The sequence below is a fragment of the Burkholderia sp. Bp9015 genome (genome assembly GCF_003853505.1).
In the GTDB taxonomy this organism is placed as follows: Bacteria; Pseudomonadota; Gammaproteobacteria; order Burkholderiales; family Burkholderiaceae; genus Burkholderia.
Genome location: NZ_QTPZ01000013.1, coordinates 1 through 19,543 on the forward strand (window position 1 = coordinate 1; position 19,543 = coordinate 19,543).

The following is a 19,543-nucleotide window of genomic DNA, read 5'->3' on the forward strand; positions in this document are numbered from 1 at the left end:
GACCAGCTTTCATACAGTGCCGCGAGACACAGGAACACGACGAGGATCGAGATCGCGTACAGGATCGGCGCCTGCGAGCCGGACTGGATTTCCTGGAACGACAGGCCGGTCCACGAATAGCCGATACCGACCGGCAGCTTCTTCGCGAGCCCTTCCATCGCGGTCATCGCCTGACCGGTCGACTTGCCCGGTGCGGCCTGACCCTGGATTTCCATCGCCGACACGCCGTTGTAACGCTCGAGCTTCGGCGAACCGTACGTCCAGTGACCGGTCGCGAACGCGCTGAACGGCACCATCCCGCCCGACCCGTTGCGCACGTACCAGATGTTCATGTCCTCCGGCGTCATCCGGAACGGCGCATCCGACTGCACGTACACCTTCTTGATCCGGCCGTCGGTGTCGAGGAAGTTGTTCACGTACTTCGACGCCCACGCGATCGAGAACGTCTGGTCGATCGCATCCGCCGTCACGCCGAGCGCATTCGCCTTCTCGCGATCGATGTCGACCTTGTACTGCGGCGTATCGTTCAGCCCGTTCGGACGCACGCCCTGCAGCGTCGGATCCTTCGAGGCCATCCCGAGCAGCTGGTTACGTGCGGCCATCAGCGCGTCGTGGCCGAGACCGGCGTTGTCCGTCAGCTCGAAGTCGAAGCCGGCGGCGGTCCCGAGTTCCGGAATCGACGGCGGGTTGAACGGGATCACGATCGCGTCCTTGTAGCCCGAATAGCGCCCGAACATCCGGCCGATCAGCGCCTGGACCTTCTGGTTCGCGTGCTGGCGCTGCGAGTAGTCCTTCAGGCGCACGAACACGAGACCCGAGTTCTGGCCGCGGCCGGCGAAGCTGAAGCCGTTGACCGTGAACGCCGATTCGACGATTTCCTTCTCGTCCTTCAGCAGGTAGTCGGAAATGTTCGCGAGCGTCTTCGCGGTCGTTTCCTGCGTCGAGCCCGACGGCGTCTGCACGATCACGAACATCAGGCCCTGGTCTTCATCGGGCAGGAACGACTTCGGCAGGCGCACGAACAGCAGGCCGACCGCGACGATCACGACCAGGTAGATGATCAGCCAGCGGCCCGAGCGCTTGATCACGTGGTGCACGCCGACGTGGTACTTGTCGCGGCTGTTGTTGAACGTGCGGTTGAACCAGCCGAAGAAGCCCTTCTTCTCTTCGTGATGGCCCTGCGGGATCGGCTTGAGGATCGTCGCGCACAGGGCCGGCGTCAGAATCAACGCGACCAGCACCGACAGCACCATCGCCGACACGATCGTCAGCGAGAACTGACGATAGATCGCACCGACCGACCCGCCGGAGAACGCGACCGGCACGAACACCGCCGACAGCACGAGCGCGACGCCGACGAGTGCGCCGGTGATCTGGCCCATCGCCTTGCGGGTCGCCTCCTTCGGCGACAGCCCCTCTTCCGCCATCACGCGCTCGACGTTCTCCACCACCACGATCGCATCGTCCACCAGCAGGCCGATCGCGAGCACGAGGCCGAACATCGACAACGTGTTGATCGAGAAGCCCACCAGCGACATGATCGCGAACGTGCCGAGCAGCACGACCGGCACCGCGATCGTCGGGATGATCGTCGCCCGCAGGTTCTGCAGGAACAGATACATCACGAGGAACACGAGCACGATACCTTCGAGCAGCGTCTTGACCACTTCCTCGATCGACAGCTTCACGAACGGGGTCGTGTCGTACGGATACTTCACGACGAGGCCGTGCGGGAAGAACGGTGCGAGCTCGTCGATCTTCGCGCGCACGGCCTTCGCGGTCGCGAGCGCGTTCGCGTTGGTCGCGAGCTGGATACCGAGTGCCGCGGTCGGCTGACCGTTGTACTTCGTGTCGAAGTTGTAGTTTTCGCCGCCGAGGCCGATTTGCGCGACGTCCTTCAAGCGCACCTGCGAGCCGTCCTGGTTGACCTTCAGCAGGATGTTGCCGAACTGCTCGGGCGTCTGCAGCAGCGTCGATTCGGTGATCGTCGCCTGCAGCACGGTGCCCGGCTTGGCCGGCGTGCCGCCGATCTGGCCGCCCGCGATCTGCACGTTCTGCGCGGTGATCGCGCTCGTCACGTCGACCGGCGTGAGGCCGTAGTTCGTCAGGCGGGTCGGGTCGAGCCAGATCCGCATCGCGTACTGCGAGCCGAACAGCGTGACGGTACCGACGCCGTTCAACCGGCTGATCGGATCCTTCACGTGCGACGCCACGAAGTTCGCGAGGTCGTACTTGTTCATGCTGCCGTCTTCGGAGTTGAAGGCGAGCACCAGCAGGAAGCTGCTGCTCGACTTCGTCACCGACAGACCGAGCTGCTGCACGACCTGCGGCAGAACCGGCGTCGCGAGCGACAGCTTGTTCTGCACCTGGACCTGCGCGATGTCGGCGTTGGTGCCCGGCGCGAACGTCAGCGTGATCGTGGCGTTGCCCGAGTCGTCACTCGTCGACGACATGTACAGGAAGTTGTCGAGACCGCTCATCTGCTGCTCGATCACCTGCGTCACCGTGTCTTCCACCGTCTTCGCGGAAGCGCCCGGGTAGTTCGCGGTGATCTGGATCGATGGCGGCGCGATCGTCGGATACTGCGCGATCGGCAGCGTGAAGATCGCCGCAACCCCGGCCAGCATCAGGATGATGGCGATCACCCACGCGAAGATCGGGCGATCGATAAAAAACTTTGCCATGAAACAGGCTCCCTGTTATTGCGCGCTCGAAGCAGCGGCGGCGCTCGCCGGCGCTGCGCCCGATGCGGCGGCGCCGGACGCGGCGGCGGCGCCGGAACCGGCGGCAGCCGGCGCGGCGGTGGCAGCGGCGACACCCGATGCGGCACCGGCCGCCGGTGCGAGTTGTGCCTCCACCGACTTCACGGTCGCGCCCGGACGCACCTTCTCGCCCCCCTGCACGATCACGTGGTCGCCCGCCTGCAGACCGCCTTCGACGATCCAGTCCTGGCCGCGCATGCCCGCCGTCTTCAGCGGACGCGGCTCGACCTTGTTGCTCGCGTTCACCACCATCGCGATCGCCTGGCCCTTCTGGTCATGCGTGACGCCGATCTGCGGCACCAGGAACGCGTTCTCGTTCACGCCTTCCTCGATCCGTGCGCGCACGAACATCCCCGGCAGCAGCACGCGGCCCGGGTTCGGGAAGACCGCGCGGATCGTCACCGAGCCGGTGGCCTGGTCGACCGTCACGTCGGAGAACTGCAGCTTGCCGGCTTCGGAGTACGTCTTGCCGTCTTCCAGGATCAGCGACACCTTCGCCGCGCCCGGGCCGCTCGTCTTCAGGCGGCCGCTCTGCACGTCCTGGCGCAGCTTCAGCCCGTCGAGGCTCGACTGCGTCAGGTCGACATAGACCGGATCGAGCTGCTGCACCGTCGACATCAGCGTCGCCTGGCTCGCCTGCACGTACGCGCCCGGCGTCACCTGCGAAATGCCGACGCGGCCGGTGATCGGCGAGACCACATCCGTGTAGCCGAGATTGATCTGCGCGGTGTCGACCGCCGCCTTGCCGGCCGCGACGTCCGCCGCGGCCTGCCCTTGGGTGGCCACCGCGTTGTCGTAGTCCTGCTTGCTGACCGCGTTCGCGGCCACCAGCACCTTGTAGCGCGCGACCAGCGCGTTCTGCGTGACGAGGTTCGCCTGCGCCTTCGCGAGCGTCGCCTTCGCGCTGTTCAATGCAGCGAGGTACGGCGCCGGATCGATCTTGTACAGACGTTGGCCGGCCTTGACGTCGGTGCCTTCGGTGAATTCACGGCGCAGCACGATGCCGTCGACCCGCGCGCGGACCTGCGCAACGAGGAATGCGCTGGTACGGCCCGGCAGTTCGCTGTAGACCGGCACGGCTTGCGGCTGGACGGTGACGACGCCGACTTCCGGCGTTTGCGGCGGCGGTGCCGATTCTTTTTTTCCGCATGCAGCCAGGAAAACCGCGGCTGCCGCGACAGTGATCAAGCGGTATGGAACCCGTTCGACGCGCATGGAGCGACCTCTGTGTGTAACCAATGGAATGAGTGCGGCGCACGGACGGAGCGCCACACGGATGCGCCTCGCGGCGCAGATCGAACACCTGAATTACTGGACTACTGGATACAGCAAGTCGGCACGAGACCTCCATGCCGACGAGATGCCGCGAACTGCGGACTGGTACTTTGGCGGGAATCAGCAGAGTGGGATATTAACTGATTGCCACTTTGGTCATTCGATCGTAGGGTGGTATTGTATATACATTCACGAATGTATGTAAAAAGCCCGCTCGTCCGTCGCCAACCGCCAAGTCTTACGAATTATTACCAGTCGCAAGCATAGCCCGTCCGCACAGCCGCGACGAGGGTTACGGACCCTATATTCACCTACGATCGATCCATTCAGGCCTGCACATGGTCAGACGCACCAAGGAGGAGGCGCTCGAGACGCGCAACCGCATTCTCGACGCCGCCGAACACGTGTTCTTCGAGAAGGGCGTGTCGCACACGTCGCTCGCGGACATCGCCCATCACGCCGGCGTGACGCGCGGCGCGATCTACTGGCATTTCGCGAACAAGAGCGAGCTGTTCGACGCGATGTTCGACCGCGTGTTCCTGCCGATCGACGAACTCAAGCGGATGCCGCTCGATGCGCCCGGCGGCAATCCGCTGGAGAAGATCCGCAAGATCCTGATCTGGTGCCTGCTCGGCGTGCAGCGCGACTCGCAGTTGCGGCGCGTGTTCAGCATCCTGTTCATGAAGTGCGAGTACGTCGCGGACATGGAGCCGCTGCTGCAGCGCAACCGCGCGGGGATGAGCGAGGCGCTGCACGCGATCGATGCCGATCTCGCGGGCGCCGTGCGGCTCAAGCTGCTGCCCGAGCGGCTCGACACGTGGCGCGCGACGCTGATGCTGCACACGCTCGTCAGCGGTTTCGTGCGCGACATGCTGATGCTGCCCGACGAGATCGACGCCGAGCAGCATGCGGAACAGCTCGTCGACGGCTGCTTCGACATGATGCGTTACAGCCCGGCGATGCTGAAGACGGGCGACTGACCGGCTCAGGCCGCCTTCGCGCGTTGCGCGCGGGCCCGCCGGTTCGACGCGGCCACCGAATCGCGCGTCGGCATCGCCGCGCCGCCGAGTCCCGCGATCCATGCGTCGGTCGACATCACGGCCGCGAAATTCGACTGGAACACCACCGTGTACGCGCGGTGAATCTCTTCGGCGCTCGCCGCGCCCGCTTCGTTCGCGTACGGCAACGCGCCGGTCGCGTCCGCCAGGTATTCGACGGCGAGCCCCGCGTGGGCCGCGTGATAGACCGTCGACGCATTGCAGTTGTGCGTCATGTAGCCGGCGACCGCGAGCGTATCGATGCCGTGCGCGTCGAGCCACGCGGCGAGATCGGTGCCGGCGAACGAACTGGCCTGCGCCTTCACGACGAGGTGCGCATACGGCCGGTCGGCGACGACCGGATGCAGCGCGACACCGTCGGTGCCCGGTGCGAAGATCGGCGCGCCCGCCGGCGCGACGTGCTGGACGACGATCACCGGCACGCCGGCCGCGTGCGCGGCGTCGATCGCGCGGCCGATGTTCGCCAGCGACGCGTCGACGGGCGGATATTCGATCGGCAGGTTGCCGGTCACGTATTCGTTCTGGACATCGATCACGATCAGGGCACGGCGGGAAGCGGAAGACGATACGGCGTTCGACATGGCAGGCTCCGGGTTCGGCCGCGCCGCCCCGCTCCGGAACGGGGCGGACAGCAGCGCGATGCGATGCATTGTCGGATTGCATCGCGCCGGCGGACAGTGGCCCGATAGCCATTCTTCGATAGAATCGGGCCATCGCCACCCCGGAGCCCGTCATGCGCGCCGCTGCGTCGTCCGTTGCCCCCGCCTCGACCGTCGTCGCCGTGATCGCGTACGACGGCATCAGCCCGTTCCACCTGTCGGTGCCGTCCGTCGTGTTCGGCAAGGAGCGCGATGCGGCCGCGATGCCCGCGTTCGAGTGCCGCGTGTGCTCGGCCGAGCGCGGCCCGCTGTCGACGACGGGCGGCTTCACGATCACCGCGCCTTACGGGCTCGACGCGCTCGACGACGCGGACATCGTGATCGTGCCGGCATGGCGCGATCCCGACGAAGCGCCGCCGGACGTGCTGGTCGATGCGGTACGCGCGGCCGCCGCGCGCGGCGCGCAGGTGGTCGGCCTGTGCCTCGGCGCGTACGTGCTCGCCGCGGCCGGGCTGCTCGACGGGCGCCCGGCCACGACACACTGGGCGTGGGCCGACGACTTCGCGCAGCGCTTTCCGCGCGTGAAGCTCGACCCCGACGTGCTGTACGTCGACGACGGCAACCTGATGACGTCGGCCGGCACGGCCGCGGGGCTCGACTGCTGCCTGCACGTCGTGCGGCGGCGCTTCGGCTCGGACGCCGCGAACCGGATCGCGCGGCGTCTCGTGATCCCGCCGCACCGCCAGGGCGGCCAGGCGCAATACGTGCCGCAGCCGGTCGCCGCGCATCCGCGCGACGCGCGCCTCGCGGGCCTGCTCGACTGGGTGCGCGCGCATCTCGACGTCGCGCACAGTGTGGATTCGCTCGCAGAACGCGTGCTGATGAGCCGGCGCACCTTCACGCGCCACTTCCGCCAGGCGACGGGCACGACCGTCACCGCGTGGCTGCAGGCCGAGCGGCTCACGCGCGCGCAGCATCTGCTGGAAACCACCGGACAATCGATCGACGCGATCGCGCAAGCGGCCGGCTACGGCTCGAGCGTGTCGCTGCGCCAGCATTTCGCGGGCGCGCTCGGCACGTCGCCGTCGGCATATCGGCGGGAATTTCGCGGCGCCGGGCCCGACGCCCGACGCTAGCGGCGGCCGCACCGCCGACGAACGGCCGGCGACCGGCCGGACAATGAGACAGCGCGGCGGCGCGCGCAGGCGCTCAGGTGCCGTTGATCCAGCGCGCCGCGTACAGCAGCAGCGCCACGAACACGACGATCGCGGCCCACGCCCAGACGGGCAGCGGACCCGATTCGCGATGATGCACGGCGCTCGCGGCGCGGCCGCCGAGCGCCCCGCCGAGGTGCGGCGGCAGCGGACGCTTCGCCGCGGCCATCAGCGACGCCGGCCGCAGGAACACATGCTGGCGACGCTGCGGGCTCGAGCGCGCGCGGTTCGGCACGAGACCGTGCTTCGCCTGCACGACCGCGCAGAATTCGCGGAAGAAATCGTCCGTCCACTCGTGCAGCGCGTTCTCGATCTGCCGCGCCGGCAGCTCGGCGAGCGGCCCGCTCGCCGTCGCCCACACCACGTATTCGATGCACGTCTCGGCCGTGTCGTCATCGTCCGGCCGCAGCACGAGCTCGACCTGCCCGCGCAGCGCGCCGAGGCCGTCGGCCCGCGCCTTGAAGTTGAGCACGCGGCGCGGCTGCCCTTCCGCGTCGCCCTGCTCGCTCGCCGAATGCGCACGCACGTCGTAGCGCGCGCGCAGCGGGCCGAGCGGCACCGTGATGGTCAGCGCGAACTCGCCGCGCGCGAGCTTCACGAACGATTCGCAATGATCGAAGCTCGCCCGCAGCAGCGCGAGATCCTCGAGCGCCGCCCGCACGACGGCCGGCGCGAGCGGTACGCGTAACGTGTCGTTCAGTTCCATGATGCCTCCCCGATGAACACGCGCCGCATCAGGACGTCTCGACGAGACTGTCGACCCGTGCGACGTCGAAGGCGACGTAGTGCGCAAGCGCGGACGCGGTCGCCCCCGGTTCCTCGTAACTCCATGCGGCGTTCTCGATCACGCCGTCTTCGGTCTGCAGGTCGAAATACACGGCCCGGCCCCTCAGCGGACAGTCCGTCGTGACGCTCGACTTCACGAGCCGGTGCATGTTCACGTCGCCGCGCGGCAGGTAATGGATATCCGGCAGGCCCGTTTCGCGCACGGTCAGCGCGCCGTGCGAATCGGCATACGTGATGCCGCGATGGATCACGCGCACGCGATGGCGGTTCGGCACGATTTCGAGGCGAGGGTCGGCGGCATCGGACATCGTTTCTCCTCCGGGCGGCGGTCCCGGCGCGCAAGCCGCGGGCCGGAAACGAAAAAGCCACGGCACAAGTGCCGTGGCCTTCATTATGGGCGAAACTGGGCCCGATTGCGCGGCCCGGCCGGGCCTGCGCGCGACGCGCTACTGCGCACTCCACTGAAACGCGACCTTCGCGCCGCCCTTCGCGCCGACCGTGACCGCGCGCGATTCGTCGCTGCCCTGGTACGACGCGTGCACGGTGTAGCGCCCCGGCGGCAGCTTCACGAGCATGTACGGCCCGCGCGCGTCCGTCGCCAGCAGCTCGGTGCCCTTGCCGTCGACGATCCGCACATGGACGTCGGCCAGGTATTCGCCGCCCTTGCCGGTGAACCGCAGCGCCAGCGGCCACGCCGCCTCGTTGCTCTCGAATGCCGTCGATTGATCCTTGCCGATGCCGCCCGACACGTAGCTGACATCGCCCTGCTGGCTCGCCGCGGGCAAGCCGTCCGATTGCGCGTACGCGCCGGGCACGGCGGCGGCGAAGCCGGCGGCCAGCGCCGCCGCGACGGCAAATCGGGACACGTTGCGTAGATATTGCATGGCTCCCTCCTTTCGGGTCGGAACACAGCACCACGGGCCGAACGCCGGCGACGCCCGTCGGGGCCGGCCAGGCCGGCCCGCAACGGCCGCCGGTCAGCTCAGGTCGACCGGCACGAAGATCTGTGCATTATCCCGCTGGATCAGGAGAGCAAGACTGTTGCCTGCTCCCTTGACCGCGTCGCGCAACTGCTCGGGGCTCGTGACCGGGCGGCCGTTGACCGCGAGGATCACGTCGCCGGGCTGGATGCCCGCGCTGGCTGCCGGCCCACCGGCCTGCTGCACGATCAGCCCGTGCGACAGGTTGGCGGCACTGCGCTCCTGCGGCGTGAGCGGACGCACCGCGACGCCGAGGCGCCCCTGCTCGACGGGGCCGCCGTCGTTCGATGCCAGCTTCGCGTCGGTCATCGCGCCGAGCGTCACGCTGATCGACTTCGTCGACTTGTCGCGCCACACCTGCAGGTCGGCCTTCGAGCCCGGCTTCAGGTTCGCGATCTGCGCGGGCAGCGACGTGGAGTCGGCCACCGGCGAGCCGTTGACCGCGAGGATCACGTCGCCCGGCTGCAGGCCGGCCTTCGCGGCCGGGCCATTCGGGTCGACCGAGCTGACGAGCGCGCCGTCCGGCTTCTGCAGTCCGAACGAGCTCGCGAGCGTCTGGTTCAGCCCCTGCACGGCGACGCCGAGGCGACCGCGGCTCACGTGGCCGGTCTTCACGAGCTCGTCCTTGACCTTGATCGCCTCGTTGATCGGGATCGCGAACGACAGGCCCTGGAAGCCGCCCGTCTGCGAGTAGATCATCGAGTTGATGCCGATCACCTCGCCCTGCAGGTTGAACAGCGGGCCGCCCGAGTTGCCGGGGTTCACCGGCACGTCGGTCTGGATGAACGGCGTGTAGTTCTCGTCGGGCAGCGCGCGCGATTTCGCGCTGATGATGCCGGACGTGACCGTGTTGTCGAAGCCGTACGGCGAACCGATCGCGACGACCCACTGGCCGACCTTGCTCTGTGCCGGGTCACCGATCTTCACGGTCGGCAGGCCGCTCGCGTCGATCTTCAGCACCGCCACGTCGGACTGCTTGTCGGCGCCGACGACCTTCGCCTTGTACTCGCGCTTGTCGGTCAGCTTGACCGTAACGACGTTCGCGCCGTCGATCACGTGCGCATTGGTGAGGATGTACCCGTCCGAGCTGACGATGAATCCCGACCCGAGGCTCGCGCTCGGCTGGTCGTCCGGCTGCGTGTCGCCGCCCATGCCCGGCACCTGGCCGTAGAAGTGCTTGAAGAACTGGTAGAACGGATCGCTCGGATCCATCGGCAGCTGCGGCTGCGGCACGCGCCGCGACACCTGCTTCACGACGTGCTTTGCGCTGATGTTCACGACCGCCGGGCCGTAGGTTTCGACCAGCCCGGAGAAATCGGGAATGCCGGTCTTCGCCGCGGCCTCGGCCGGCATCAGCGCGGCGGCCTGCGCGGGCGTGATGATCTGCGGATCGGCGCGGCGGGTGCCCGCGACATAACCGGCGGACAGGGCGGCCGCCACGGCGACCGCGACGGCGCCGCGCGCAAGGAATCGGGTGTTCATCGTAGGACCTCCTCGTTGTTAGGACGCAGCGTAACGACGCTGACTTAAAGGAGGCTTAATCGACCTTAAGCGGGGCTTAGGCCGCCGCTACCGCGCGGCGCCCGCGCGGTGTGCCGTTCGTCATACGGATTCGGACGCCTGCGGCGCCGGCTGCGGCAGCTCGGCATCGCGGAACACGACGCTCACGAGCAGGCCGCCCGCGGCCGCGTCGCCGAGCGTCACGGTCGCGCCCTGCTGAGCCGCCACGCGCTTGACGATCGCGAGCCCCAGCCCGCTGCCCGACACGTCGGCCCGCGCCCGCGCGGAGCTGTCGCGGTAGAAGCGGTCGAACACGCGCTCGCGCTCTTCGGCCGGGATGCCGGGGCCGCTGTCGCCGATCTGCACGCACGCGCGGCCGGCCGCGTCGCGCGTCAGCGACACGTCGATGCGGCCGCCGTCCGGCGTGTACTTCACCGCGTTGTCGAGCAGGTTGCCGAACATCACGCGCAGCGCGCCGACGTCCGCGACGACGGTCGCCGCGCGCGTCTCCTCGAAGCCGAGATCGATGCTGTGCCGTTGCGCGAGTGGTGCATGCGCGGCCACGCATTCGACCAGCAGCGCCTGCAGGTCGACCGGCTCGCGCATCGTCGCGCCGTCCGGTTCGGCGCGCGCCAGCGCGAGCAGTTGCTCGGCGAGGCGCGTCGCGCGCGTGACGCCGTCCTGCAGATCGGCGAGCGCCTCGCGGCGCGAAGCGTCGTCCTTCGCGCGCGCGACGAGCTGCGCCTGGATCTGCACGGCCGCGAGCGGCGTGCGCAGCTCGTGCGCGGCATCGGCGACGAAGGCCTTCTGCGTGTCGAGCGCGGCCGCGAGCCGCGCGAGCAGCCCGTTCAGCGCGCGCACAAGCGGCTGCACCTCGAGCGGCAGGCGCGCATCGGGCAACGGATCGAGCGCTTCCGGCCGGCGCGCCTCGACCGCGCGCGTGAGGCGCTCGAGCGGCGCGAGCCCTTGCCCGACGATCATCCAGACCGCCGCGCCGAGAAACGGCAGCAGCACGATCAGCGGCCACAGCGTGCGCAGCGCGACGTTCGCCGCGAGCCGGTTGCGCACCGACAGCGGCTGCGCGAGCTGCACGACGTTGTCGCCGACGATCGCGCCGTACACGCGCCATTCGCCGCGATCGGTGCGCTCGGTCGAGAAGCCGAGTTCCGCGCGCGGCGCGATCGGCGCGCGCGGATGCGAGAAGTACATCAGCACGCCGTTGCGGTTCCAGATCTGGATCACGATGCCTTCGTCGCCGTTGGTGCGCGAACCGAACACCTGCGAAAACGGCTCGGACGGCAGCGCCGCGGCGATTTCCTGCAGCTGGTAGTCGAACAGCTCGTTCGCTTCGGCGAGCGCCTGCCGGTAGATCAGCCAGCCCGCGGCGCCCACGCCCGCGACGACGATCGCGAGCAGCCAGATCAGTAGTTGATGACGAATCGACCGCACGCGTCAGCTTTCCTTGACGACCATGTAGCCGAGCCCGCGCACGTTGCGGATCAGGTCCGAGCCGAGCTTCTTGCGCAGCGCGTGGATGTAGACCTCGACCGTGTTGCTGCCGATCTCCTCGCCCCAGCCGTACATCTTTTCCTCGAGCTGGCTTTTCGACAGCACCGCGCCGGGCCGCGCGAGCAGCGCCTCGAGCAGCGCGAACTCGCGCGCGGACAGCGCGACGGGCGCGCCGTCGAGCGTCACCTGGTGCGACGCGGGGTCGAGCGTCAGCGCGCCGTGGCGGATCAGCGACTCGCTGCGCCCCGCCTGGCGGCGGATCAGCGCGCGCATCCGCGCGCCCAGTTCGTCGAGGTCGAACGGCTTGACGAGGTAGTCGTCGGCGCCCGCGTCGAGCCCCTTCACGCGATCGGCCACCGCATCGCGCGCGGTGACGATCAGCACCGGCAGCGACTGCCCGCGCGCGCGCAGCGTGCGCAGCACGTCGATGCCGTCGCGCTTCGGCAGGCCGAGGTCGAGCAGCAGCAGGTCGTACGTCTCGCCGCCGAGCGCCGTGAGCGCGGCGTCGCCGTCCTGCACCCAGTCGACCGCGAAGCCGTCGGCGCGCAACGCCTTGCGTACGCCCTCGGCGATCATTCGATCGTCTTCAACAAGCAGAATCCGCATCGGAACCGGAACCCATCTGACGAGTAAGACATGGCGACCATTGTAGCGCCGCGAATCGGGTGCGCCGCCTGCAATGCAACAGAAAGGCGGATTGCAAGGGGCGTGTGCGCACTTGTCTCTACAATGTGCGCTCCGGCGCCGCGCGCGCCCTGCCCGAGCCCGATGCTTTTCCCGTATTCGCCCATGCCGATTTCCGATTTTTCCGCCCGGTTCGCCCCCCGCGCCCGCCCCTTCCTGCGGGCGGCCGCCGTCGTCGCCACCTGCACGGCCCTTGCGTTCGCACCGTCCGCGCAGGCCCGCAAGAAGTCCCACAAGGAAGCGCGCAAGACCGCCGTGGTGTCGCCCGCCGCGCGGGCGGCCGGCCTGCCGGCGTCCGTGCTCGTCGCACTGCAGCGGGCGAAGGTGCCGGCCTCGGCGATGAGCGTCGTCGTCGAGCGCGTCGGCGATCCCGAGCCGCTGATCGCGTGGAACGCGAGCCGGCCGATGATGCCGGCGTCGACGATGAAGCTCGTCACGACCTTCTCGGGGCTGTCGATCCTCGGCCCCGACTTCCGCTGGCGCACCACCGCGTACGCGGACGGCCCGGTCGATCCGGACGGCACGCTGCAGGGCAACCTCTACATCAAGGGCACCGGCGATCCGAAGCTCGTACCGGAGGAACTGATCGACCTCGTCGACAAGATCCGCAAGGCGGGCATCAAGCGCGTGGCCGGCGGCCTCGTGCTCGACAAGAGCTATTTCGCCGCGTCGACACGCGACCTGCCGTCGTTCGACGACGACGTGAGCGCGCCGTACAACGTCGGCCCCGATCCGCTGTTGTATGCGTTCAAGGCCGTGTCGTTCACGGTGACGCCGGGCGACGACGGCAAGATCGCCGTCGACGTGCTGCCGCCGCTCGCGAACCTGTCGATCGACAACCAGCTGGTCGAAGGCACCGGGTCGTGCGGCGCGGCGGCCGCGGCCGCGCGTCCGACGTTGTCGGCGGGCGGCGGCGGCATAATGACCGCCTCGTTCGCCGGCGACTATCCGCTGCGCTGCGGCGCGCACACCACGAACCTCGCGATCCTCGATCACACGACGTTCTTCGCACGCGGCTTCCTCGCGCTGTGGCAGCAGGACGGCGGCACGATCGCGGGCCCCGTCAGCGAAGGCAAGGTGCCAACCACCGCACGGCCGCTCGCGGTCCATCACAGCCCCGTGCTCGGCAGCATCGTCTACGACATCAACAAGTTCAGCAACAACGTGATGGCGCGCAACCTGTTCCTGACGATCGGCGCGGTCGCCGGCAAGCCGCCCGCGACGCCCGAGCAGTCGAGTCGCGCGATTCGCGCGTTCCTGCAGAAGAGCGGGATCGCGATGCCCGACCTCGACCTCGAGAACGGCTCGGGCCTGTCGCGCGAAGAACACGTGAGCGCGCAGTCGCTCGCCGCGCTGCTGCAGGCGGCGAACGCGAGCCCCGTCGCGCAGGCGTTCATCGATTCGCTGCCGATCGCCGGCATCGACGGCACGATGAAGAACCGTCTCACCAACGCCGGCGTGCTCGGCAACGCGCACATCAAGACCGGCACGCTGCGCGACGTGCGCGCGATCGCGGGCTACGTCGCGGGCGCCGACGGGCAGAGCTACATCGTCGTCAGCTTCATCAACGACGATCGCGCCGAAGGCGCGCGTGCCGCGCACGACACGCTGCTCGAATGGATCTACGCGGGCGCGCACTGACGACGCACGCGCCGCGAAGCGGCGCACGCATGCCGCGCTGCCGGCTTGCGTCGATCGCGGGCGGCGCCACATGTCGGGGCGCCCCGCACCCCGGGCGTTCTCGCCGCGCGGTTTGAAACGGTCCCGGCCGCCGGCGCGCCGCGCAGCGCCCGCCAGCCGTGCCCATGAAACGGGGCCGCACCGCGCGGCCCCGTTCCGCATGGCTTCCGTAGAAACCCTGTCCTCAAGAAAACGCCGGGCCGCCCCCAGGTTTTCCGCCCCGCACGACGCCCCCTCGGCGGCCTGGCGCGAAGCGACCGGTTTGGGCCGCTCAGAGGGAACCCTCTACGCTACCCCCTCGCCTAGCGCGTGCCGATTGCGTAGGCTGTTGGCCTGACCGATATCTACAACGGGCCATACGCCCGGCCTCACGGCTTGCAGGGGAAAGGAGGAGACACGTCCATGCGATTCGACGTCGAATTGCTTCTGCTCGCGCTGGCGCCCGTCTTCCTGCTCTGCATCGCGTGGGAGGCCTGGCACCTCGCCCGCACGCGCGCGCAGGATCATCTCTATGCGTGGGGCGACACGCTGTGCAATGCGGCGCTCGCGCTGATGCACCAGGCCGCCGACAAGCTCGCGTGGCTGTTCGTGATCCCCGTTTATGCGTACTGCTACGCACATTTCCGGCTGTTCACGTGGCACGACGGCTGGCTGTCGTTCGCCGTGCTGTTCGTCGGCCAGGATCTCCTCTACTACGGGTTCCATCGCGCGAGCCATCGCGTGCGCTGGCTGTGGGCCGCGCACGTCGTGCACCACTCGTCCGAGCGGATGAATTTCTCGACCGCGTTCCGGCAGAGCCTGATGTATCCCGTCGCGGGCATGTGGGCGTTCTGGCTGCCGCTCGCGTTCCTCGGCTTTCCGCCGCAGCAGATCGTCGGCGTCGTGCTGATCAACCTCGCGTTCCAGTTCTTCGTGCATACGCAGGCGATCGGCAAGCTCGGCTGGCTCGAATACGTGCTCAACACGCCGTCGATCCATCGCGCGCACCATGCACGCAACCCGCGCTACATCGACCGCAATTACGCAGGTGTGCTCGTGATCTGGGATCGCCTGTTCGGCAGCTACGTCGAGGAGTCGCCCGACGATCCGCCGCAATTCGGAATCGTCGAGCCGCTCGGCTCGAACAACCCGCTCGTCGCGACGTTTCACGAGTGGGTGTCGATGGCGGCCGACGCGTTGCGCGTCCATGGATGGCGCAACAAGCTGCGCGCGATTTTCGGCCCGCCCGAATGGGCGAGCGCTTATCATGCGCAGATCGCCGAGGCCGCAAACCACGATCCGCGCACCACGCCGCTCGCGGCCGTGCGCGACCAATAATCCGCTTCAGCCAACGGCCGCCGCGCAGCCAGTACCGGAGGAGACGCGCGGCAGATGCACAATACATCAGGCCATATCTACGAGGAGATCCATCGATGCAGTCACGACAACACACTCCGTCGCGCAACCGCCAACGCCTGCTGCGCACCGCGCAAGTCGCGATCGCGGGCGCCGCGCTCGCCTTGCTCGCCGCATGCGGCGGCGGTGACGACAACAACAGCAGCAGCGCGTCGAACACGCCGCCGTCCGGCGTGAAGATGCAGATCGTATCGTTCGGCGACAGCCTGTCGGACGCCGGCACCTACTCGCAGATCAAGCTCGGCTTCGGCGGCGGCCGCTTCACGACCAACCCCGGCCAGGTGTGGACCCAGGATGTCGCGCAGTACTACGGCGACACGCTGCAGCCCGCGAACCAGGGCGGCTTCGGCATTCCGCTGCAGGCGACGGGCGGCCTCGGCTATGCACAGGGCGGCTCGCGCGTGACGCTGCAGCCGGGCATCGGCCACGCGGACGCGAGCGTGCCGAACGCCGACTACGCGCAGGCGACCACGACGCCGATCGCCGATCAGGTCAAGCAGTACCTGACGCAGCACGGCAGCTTCAACGCCGGCCAGATCGTGCTGGTCAACGGCGGCGCGAACGACATCTTCTACCAGGCGCAGGTCGCGCAGGCGCAAGGCAACACGCCGGCCGCGCAACTCGCGGCGGCGCAGGCGATCGGCCTGGCCGCGCAGCAGCTCGGCGGGATCGTCCAGCAGATCGTCGCGGCGGGCGCGGCGCACGTGTACGTGTCGAACGTGCCGGACATCGGCGGCACGCCGCTCGCGCTGCAGGGCGGCGCGCAGACGCAGGCCGCGTTCACGCAACTGTCGGGGCTGTTCAACCAGACGCTCGCCGGCACGCTGGCTGCGCTGAAGGTCGACACGACGAAGGTCGCGTTGCTCGACACGTTCACGTGGCAGGACGGCATCGCGGCCAACTACCAGGCGAACGGCTTCAGCGTGTCGAACACCGACACCGCGTGCAACCTGAAGGCGATGGTCGCGGCCGCGACGCAGTACGGCGTCGCGAACGCGACCGCATTCGGCTCGTCGCTGTTCTGCTCGCCGCAGACCTACACGGTCCCGAACGCGGACCAGACCTACATGTTCGCCGACACGGTCCACCCGACGACGCGCCTGCACGCGCTGTTCGCACAGTTCGTGGAGAAGCAGATCGCGGCTTCGGGCGTCGGCAAATAAGCCGCCCGCCACGCGCGCAAACAATAACGCCCGACCGGTTCGCCGGTCGGGCGTTGTTTCATTCCGGAGCGGACGGCGTCGGAAAGCCGCGTCAGTCGCGCGCTTCGAACGCCGCGGCCGCACGACCGAGACGATCGTTGACCGCGATCCACTCGACGGTCTCGGGCAGCTTCTCGACGAGAATGCGGGCGACCTGCGCACGATCGAGCGCGCGCAGCATCCCGTACAGATCGCGCGCATATGCCTGCGGATCTTCCGGCGCCGCGACGAAATGCACGCCGTCGGCCTGCGCCCAGCGTCCCGCGCGCGACGCGCGCGCGACGAGCGCGACGCGTTCGCCGTCGGTCTGCGCGGCCGCGAGCAGCGGCTCGAGCGCGTCGAACGGCAGCAGCGCGAGCGGCGTGCGCGGCGCGTAATGCGCCTTCAGCGTGCCGGACGCGCGCGGCGCGGTCGCATCGCTGCCGTCGGGCAGGCGCGGCGCGCGGCCGAGCACGTCGGCGATCTGCTGCGGCGTCACGTGGCCCGGGCGCAGCAGCGCCGGAAAACCGCGCGACAGGTCGAGGATCGTCGATTCGATGCCGACTTCCGACGGACCGCCGTCGAGCACGTGCACGGTGTCGCCGAATTCTTCGCGCACATGTTGAGCGGTGGTCGGGCTCACGTGGCCGAAGCGGTTCGCGGACGGCGCGGCGACGCCGCCGTGGCCGCCGCGCCGCGCGCTGAATGCGGCCAGCAGCGCCTGCGCGACCGGATGCGACGGACAGCGCAGGCCGACCGAATCCTGGCCGCCGCTCACGGCATCCGGAATGCGCGCATGACGCTTCAGGATCAGCGTCAGCGGGCCCGGCCAGAATGCATCGATCAGCGCCTGCGCATCGGCCGGCAGGTCGTCGGCCCAGTAGCCCGGGTCGCCGCCGGGCGGCAGATGCACGATCACCGGATGGTTCGCCGGCCGCCCTTTCGCCGCATAGATGCGCGCGACGGCCTCGGGATTCGCCGCGTCGCCGCCGAGCCCGTACACGGTTTCGGTCGGGAATGCGACGAGTTGCCCCGCGTCGAGCAGCGCGGCAGCCGCGTCGATCTGCGCGGGCGTCACGGTGTTCGGGAGATCGATGGACATCGGCCGGTGCCTCAGTCGAGCGGCACGCGCAGCAGCTGCGCGCACGCGGTGGCCGCGGCAACCGCGTCGTCGCGCGTCTCGGCCGTGAAGTTCACATGACCCATCTTGCGGCCGACGCGCGCTTCTTCCTTGCCGTACAGGTGCAGGTGCGCGGCCGGCATCGCGGCGACCGTGTCCCACGGCGGCGTGACTGCCTCGGCCGCACCGTTCGGAAACCACACGTCGCCGAGGATGTTCAGCATCGCGGCGGGCGAATGCTGGCGCGGGTTGCCGAGCGGCATGCGCGTCATCGCGCGCACCTGCTGCTCGAACTGGCTCGTTGCGCACGCATCGACCGTGTAGTGGCCGGAGTTGTGCGGGCGCGGCGCCATTTCGTTCGCGACGAACGAGCCGTCTTCCAGCACGAAGAATTCGACGCACAGCACGCCGACGTAGCCGAGCGTATCGGCGATCCGCACGGCTGCCTGCTGCGCCTCCTCGACGCGCGCGGCATCGGCGGCCGGCGCCGGCACGACCGTCAGCGCGAGGATGCCATTGTGATGCACGTTCTGCGCGAGCGGGAACGCGGCCGAGCGGCCGTCCGCGCCGCGCGCGATCAGCGCGGACACTTCGTATTTCAGCGGCAGGCGCTTCTCGAGCACGCACGGCACGCCGCCGAGCGACGCATGCGCGTCGCGCGCTTCCCGCGCGGTGCTCACGCGCACCTGGCCCTTGCCGTCGTAGCCGAGGCGCGCCGTCTTCAGGATGCCCGGCAGCACCGCGTCGAGCGCGGCATCGTCGAGCGCGGCGAGCGCCGCCGCCGATTCGATCACGACGTGCGGCGCGACCGGCACGCCCGACGCCTCGATGAAACGCTTCTCCGCGATCCGGTCCTGTGCGACCGCGACGCAGCGGCCGGCCGGCGCGACGAACGTCGTGCGTGCGAGGAAATCGAGGCTCGCGGCCGGCACGTTCTCGAATTCCGTCGACACGGCATCGCACAGTTCGGCCAGTTCGGCGAGCGCGGCTTCGTCGTCGTAGGCCGCGCGCAGGTGACGGTCGGCGACCGCGCCGGCGGGGCTCGTCGGATCGGGATCGAGCACGGCGACGCGATAGCCCATCGACTGGGCGGCAAAGCAGAACATGCGGCCGAGCTGGCCGCCGCCGACCATGCCCAGCCACGCGCCGGGCAGGATCGGGGAAACGGAATCAGGAGTTGCGGTCATGTCAGTGGTCGGTCGCAGCGGGCAACGCCCGCCGCAGTGGGGAGGATCAGGCGGCCGCTGGCATCGCAGTGCGGCCGCCGGTGCGCCGTCACGCGAGCGGCGGCAGCACCATCGCGTGCGCGGCTTCGTTCTGGCGCACGCGGAACGCGGCGAGCCGGTTCGCGTAGTCGACCGAGTTGCCGGACAGGATCGACACCGCGAACAGCGCGGCATTCGCGGCGCCGGCCTCGCCGATCGCGAACGTCGCGACCGGCACGCCCTTCGGCATCTGCACGATCGAGTGCAGCGAATCGACGCCCTTCAGGTACTTGCTCGCGACCGGCACGCCGAGCACCGGCACCGTGGTTTTCGCGGCCAGCATGCCGGGCAGGTGCGCGGCACCACCGGCGCCCGCGATGATCGCGCGCAGCCCGCGCTCGCGCGCCTTCTCCGCGTAGTCGAACATCTCGTCGGGCATCCGGTGCGCGGACACGACCTTCGCTTCGTACGGCACGCCGAATTCCTGCAGGATCGCGACCGCGTTCTTCATCACGTCCCAGTCGGAACTCGAACCCATCAGCACGCCGACGAGCGGCGCGCTGTGCGTGTGGGCAGTCTGGACTTCACTCATTTC

At 69.0% G+C, this 19,543-nt stretch carries 17 protein-coding genes; 5 read left to right on the forward strand and 12 right to left on the reverse strand.

What is annotated here, in order from left to right; all coding sequences use genetic code 11:
• Both DIE12_RS15720 and DIE12_RS15725 read right to left on the reverse strand, forming a co-directional pair.
• Nucleotides 1–2,684: efflux RND transporter permease subunit (locus DIE12_RS15720; RefSeq protein WP_124551297.1), on the reverse strand; the 2,684-nt coding region annotated here is incomplete at its 3' end.
• A gap of 15 nt (nt 2,685–2,699) precedes the next feature.
• Nucleotides 2,700–3,977, reverse strand: a complete 1,278-nt coding sequence (locus DIE12_RS15725; protein WP_124486935.1) for an efflux RND transporter periplasmic adaptor subunit — start codon at nt 3,975–3,977, stop codon at nt 2,700–2,702.
• A 398-nt stretch (nt 3,978–4,375) separates the two neighbouring features.
• Between DIE12_RS15725 and DIE12_RS15730 the strand changes: the two genes are divergently transcribed.
• On the forward strand, nt 4,376–5,017 hold the full coding sequence (locus DIE12_RS15730; protein WP_124486934.1) for a TetR family transcriptional regulator: 642 nt from the start codon (nt 4,376–4,378) through the stop codon (nt 5,015–5,017).
• Nucleotides 5,018–5,022: 5 nt separating this feature from the next.
• Here DIE12_RS15730 and DIE12_RS15735 read toward each other — a convergent pair whose 3' ends face one another.
• Nucleotides 5,023–5,676, reverse strand: a complete 654-nt coding sequence (locus DIE12_RS15735) for a cysteine hydrolase family protein (RefSeq protein ID WP_124486933.1) — start codon at nt 5,674–5,676, stop codon at nt 5,023–5,025.
• Nucleotides 5,677–5,828: 152 nt separating this feature from the next.
• Here DIE12_RS15735 and DIE12_RS15740 point away from each other — a divergent pair, with 152 nt between their 5' ends.
• Nucleotides 5,829–6,830 (forward strand): helix-turn-helix domain-containing protein, encoded by a 1,002-nt coding sequence (locus DIE12_RS15740; RefSeq protein WP_124521101.1) that lies wholly within the window; start codon nt 5,829–5,831, stop codon nt 6,828–6,830.
• 73 nt (nt 6,831–6,903) lie between these two features.
• Here the strand turns inward: DIE12_RS15740 and DIE12_RS15745 are convergent, their stop codons facing one another.
• The 6 genes from DIE12_RS15745 to DIE12_RS15770 all read right to left on the reverse strand — a co-directional run bounded on the left by DIE12_RS15745 (nt 6,904) and on the right by DIE12_RS15770 (nt 12,289).
• On the reverse strand, nt 6,904–7,614 hold the full coding sequence (locus DIE12_RS15745; RefSeq protein ID WP_124521099.1) for a CoxG family protein: 711 nt from the start codon (nt 7,612–7,614) through the stop codon (nt 6,904–6,906).
• A 28-nt stretch (nt 7,615–7,642) separates the two neighbouring features.
• Nucleotides 7,643–8,002: a DUF427 domain-containing protein gene (locus DIE12_RS15750; RefSeq protein ID WP_044844491.1), complete on the reverse strand. Its 360-nt coding sequence runs from the start codon at nt 8,000–8,002 to the stop codon at nt 7,643–7,645.
• A 138-nt stretch (nt 8,003–8,140) separates the two neighbouring features.
• Complete coding sequence (locus DIE12_RS15755; protein ID WP_124521097.1) at nt 8,141–8,578, reverse strand: carboxypeptidase-like regulatory domain-containing protein; 438 nt, start codon at nt 8,576–8,578, stop codon at nt 8,141–8,143.
• Between the two features lie 93 nt (nt 8,579–8,671).
• A complete protein-coding gene (locus tag DIE12_RS15760) occupies nt 8,672–10,156 on the reverse strand; it encodes a DegQ family serine endoprotease (protein ID WP_044844493.1) in 1,485 nt (494 codons plus the stop codon).
• Nucleotides 10,157–10,276: 120 nt separating this feature from the next.
• Nucleotides 10,277–11,623 (reverse strand): ATP-binding protein, encoded by a 1,347-nt coding sequence (locus DIE12_RS15765; protein WP_124486929.1) that lies wholly within the window; start codon nt 11,621–11,623, stop codon nt 10,277–10,279.
• A 3-nt stretch (nt 11,624–11,626) separates the two neighbouring features.
• A complete protein-coding gene (locus DIE12_RS15770) occupies nt 11,627–12,289 on the reverse strand; it encodes a response regulator (protein WP_044844495.1) in 663 nt (220 codons plus the stop codon).
• A 183-nt stretch (nt 12,290–12,472) separates the two neighbouring features.
• Between DIE12_RS15770 and dacB the strand changes: the two genes are divergently transcribed.
• From dacB to DIE12_RS15785, 3 genes are all read left to right on the forward strand, one after another.
• On the forward strand, nt 12,473–14,008 hold the full coding sequence (gene dacB, locus DIE12_RS15775) for a D-alanyl-D-alanine carboxypeptidase/D-alanyl-D-alanine-endopeptidase (RefSeq protein ID WP_124486928.1): 1,536 nt from the start codon (nt 12,473–12,475) through the stop codon (nt 14,006–14,008).
• Nucleotides 14,009–14,449: 441 nt separating this feature from the next.
• A complete protein-coding gene (locus DIE12_RS15780; protein WP_124521095.1) occupies nt 14,450–15,364 on the forward strand; it encodes a sterol desaturase family protein in 915 nt (304 codons plus the stop codon).
• A gap of 95 nt (nt 15,365–15,459) precedes the next feature.
• Nucleotides 15,460–16,605, forward strand: coding sequence for an SGNH/GDSL hydrolase family protein (locus DIE12_RS15785; RefSeq protein ID WP_124486926.1), 1,146 nt, complete (start codon nt 15,460–15,462; stop codon nt 16,603–16,605).
• A gap of 91 nt (nt 16,606–16,696) precedes the next feature.
• Here DIE12_RS15785 and DIE12_RS15790 read toward each other — a convergent pair whose 3' ends face one another.
• The 3 genes from DIE12_RS15790 to purE all read right to left on the reverse strand — a co-directional run bounded on the left by DIE12_RS15790 (nt 16,697) and on the right by purE (nt 19,540).
• On the reverse strand, nt 16,697–17,725 hold the full coding sequence (locus tag DIE12_RS15790) for an L-threonylcarbamoyladenylate synthase (RefSeq protein WP_044844499.1): 1,029 nt from the start codon (nt 17,723–17,725) through the stop codon (nt 16,697–16,699).
• An 11-nt stretch (nt 17,726–17,736) separates the two neighbouring features.
• Nucleotides 17,737–18,930: a 5-(carboxyamino)imidazole ribonucleotide synthase gene (locus DIE12_RS15795; RefSeq protein ID WP_044844500.1), complete on the reverse strand. Its 1,194-nt coding sequence runs from the start codon at nt 18,928–18,930 to the stop codon at nt 17,737–17,739.
• Nucleotides 18,931–19,018: 88 nt separating this feature from the next.
• Nucleotides 19,019–19,540 (reverse strand): 5-(carboxyamino)imidazole ribonucleotide mutase, encoded by a 522-nt coding sequence (gene purE, locus DIE12_RS15800; RefSeq protein ID WP_044844501.1) that lies wholly within the window; start codon nt 19,538–19,540, stop codon nt 19,019–19,021.
• Nucleotides 19,541–19,543 lie beyond the last annotated feature (3 nt).

Bases quoted from the DNA above. Each gene is read 5' to 3' on its own strand.
- DIE12_RS15785 (WP_124486926.1), top strand. From the start codon at position 15,460: ATGCAGTCACGACAACACACTCCGTCGCGCAACCGCCAACGCCTGCTG.
- DIE12_RS15740 (WP_124521101.1), top strand. From the start codon at position 5,829: ATGCGCGCCGCTGCGTCGTCCGTTGCCCCCGCCTCGACCGTCGTCGCC.
- purE (WP_044844501.1), bottom strand. From the start codon at position 19,540: ATGAGTGAAGTCCAGACTGCCCACACGCACAGCGCGCCGCTCGTCGGC.
- DIE12_RS15730 (WP_124486934.1), top strand. From the start codon at position 4,376: ATGGTCAGACGCACCAAGGAGGAGGCGCTCGAGACGCGCAACCGCATT.
- DIE12_RS15750 (WP_044844491.1), bottom strand. From the start codon at position 8,002: ATGTCCGATGCCGCCGACCCTCGCCTCGAAATCGTGCCGAACCGCCAT.
- DIE12_RS15770 (WP_044844495.1), bottom strand. From the start codon at position 12,289: ATGCGGATTCTGCTTGTTGAAGACGATCGAATGATCGCCGAGGGCGTA.
- dacB (WP_124486928.1), top strand. From the start codon at position 12,473: ATGCCGATTTCCGATTTTTCCGCCCGGTTCGCCCCCCGCGCCCGCCCC.
- DIE12_RS15780 (WP_124521095.1), top strand. From the start codon at position 14,450: ATGCGATTCGACGTCGAATTGCTTCTGCTCGCGCTGGCGCCCGTCTTC.
- DIE12_RS15735 (WP_124486933.1), bottom strand. From the start codon at position 5,676: ATGTCGAACGCCGTATCGTCTTCCGCTTCCCGCCGTGCCCTGATCGTG.
- DIE12_RS15760 (WP_044844493.1), bottom strand. From the start codon at position 10,156: ATGAACACCCGATTCCTTGCGCGCGGCGCCGTCGCGGTCGCCGTGGCG.
- DIE12_RS15795 (WP_044844500.1), bottom strand. From the start codon at position 18,930: ATGACCGCAACTCCTGATTCCGTTTCCCCGATCCTGCCCGGCGCGTGG.
- DIE12_RS15725 (WP_124486935.1), bottom strand. From the start codon at position 3,977: ATGCGCGTCGAACGGGTTCCATACCGCTTGATCACTGTCGCGGCAGCC.
- DIE12_RS15745 (WP_124521099.1), bottom strand. From the start codon at position 7,614: ATGGAACTGAACGACACGTTACGCGTACCGCTCGCGCCGGCCGTCGTG.
- DIE12_RS15790 (WP_044844499.1), bottom strand. From the start codon at position 17,725: ATGTCCATCGATCTCCCGAACACCGTGACGCCCGCGCAGATCGACGCG.
- DIE12_RS15755 (WP_124521097.1), bottom strand. From the start codon at position 8,578: ATGCAATATCTACGCAACGTGTCCCGATTTGCCGTCGCGGCGGCGCTG.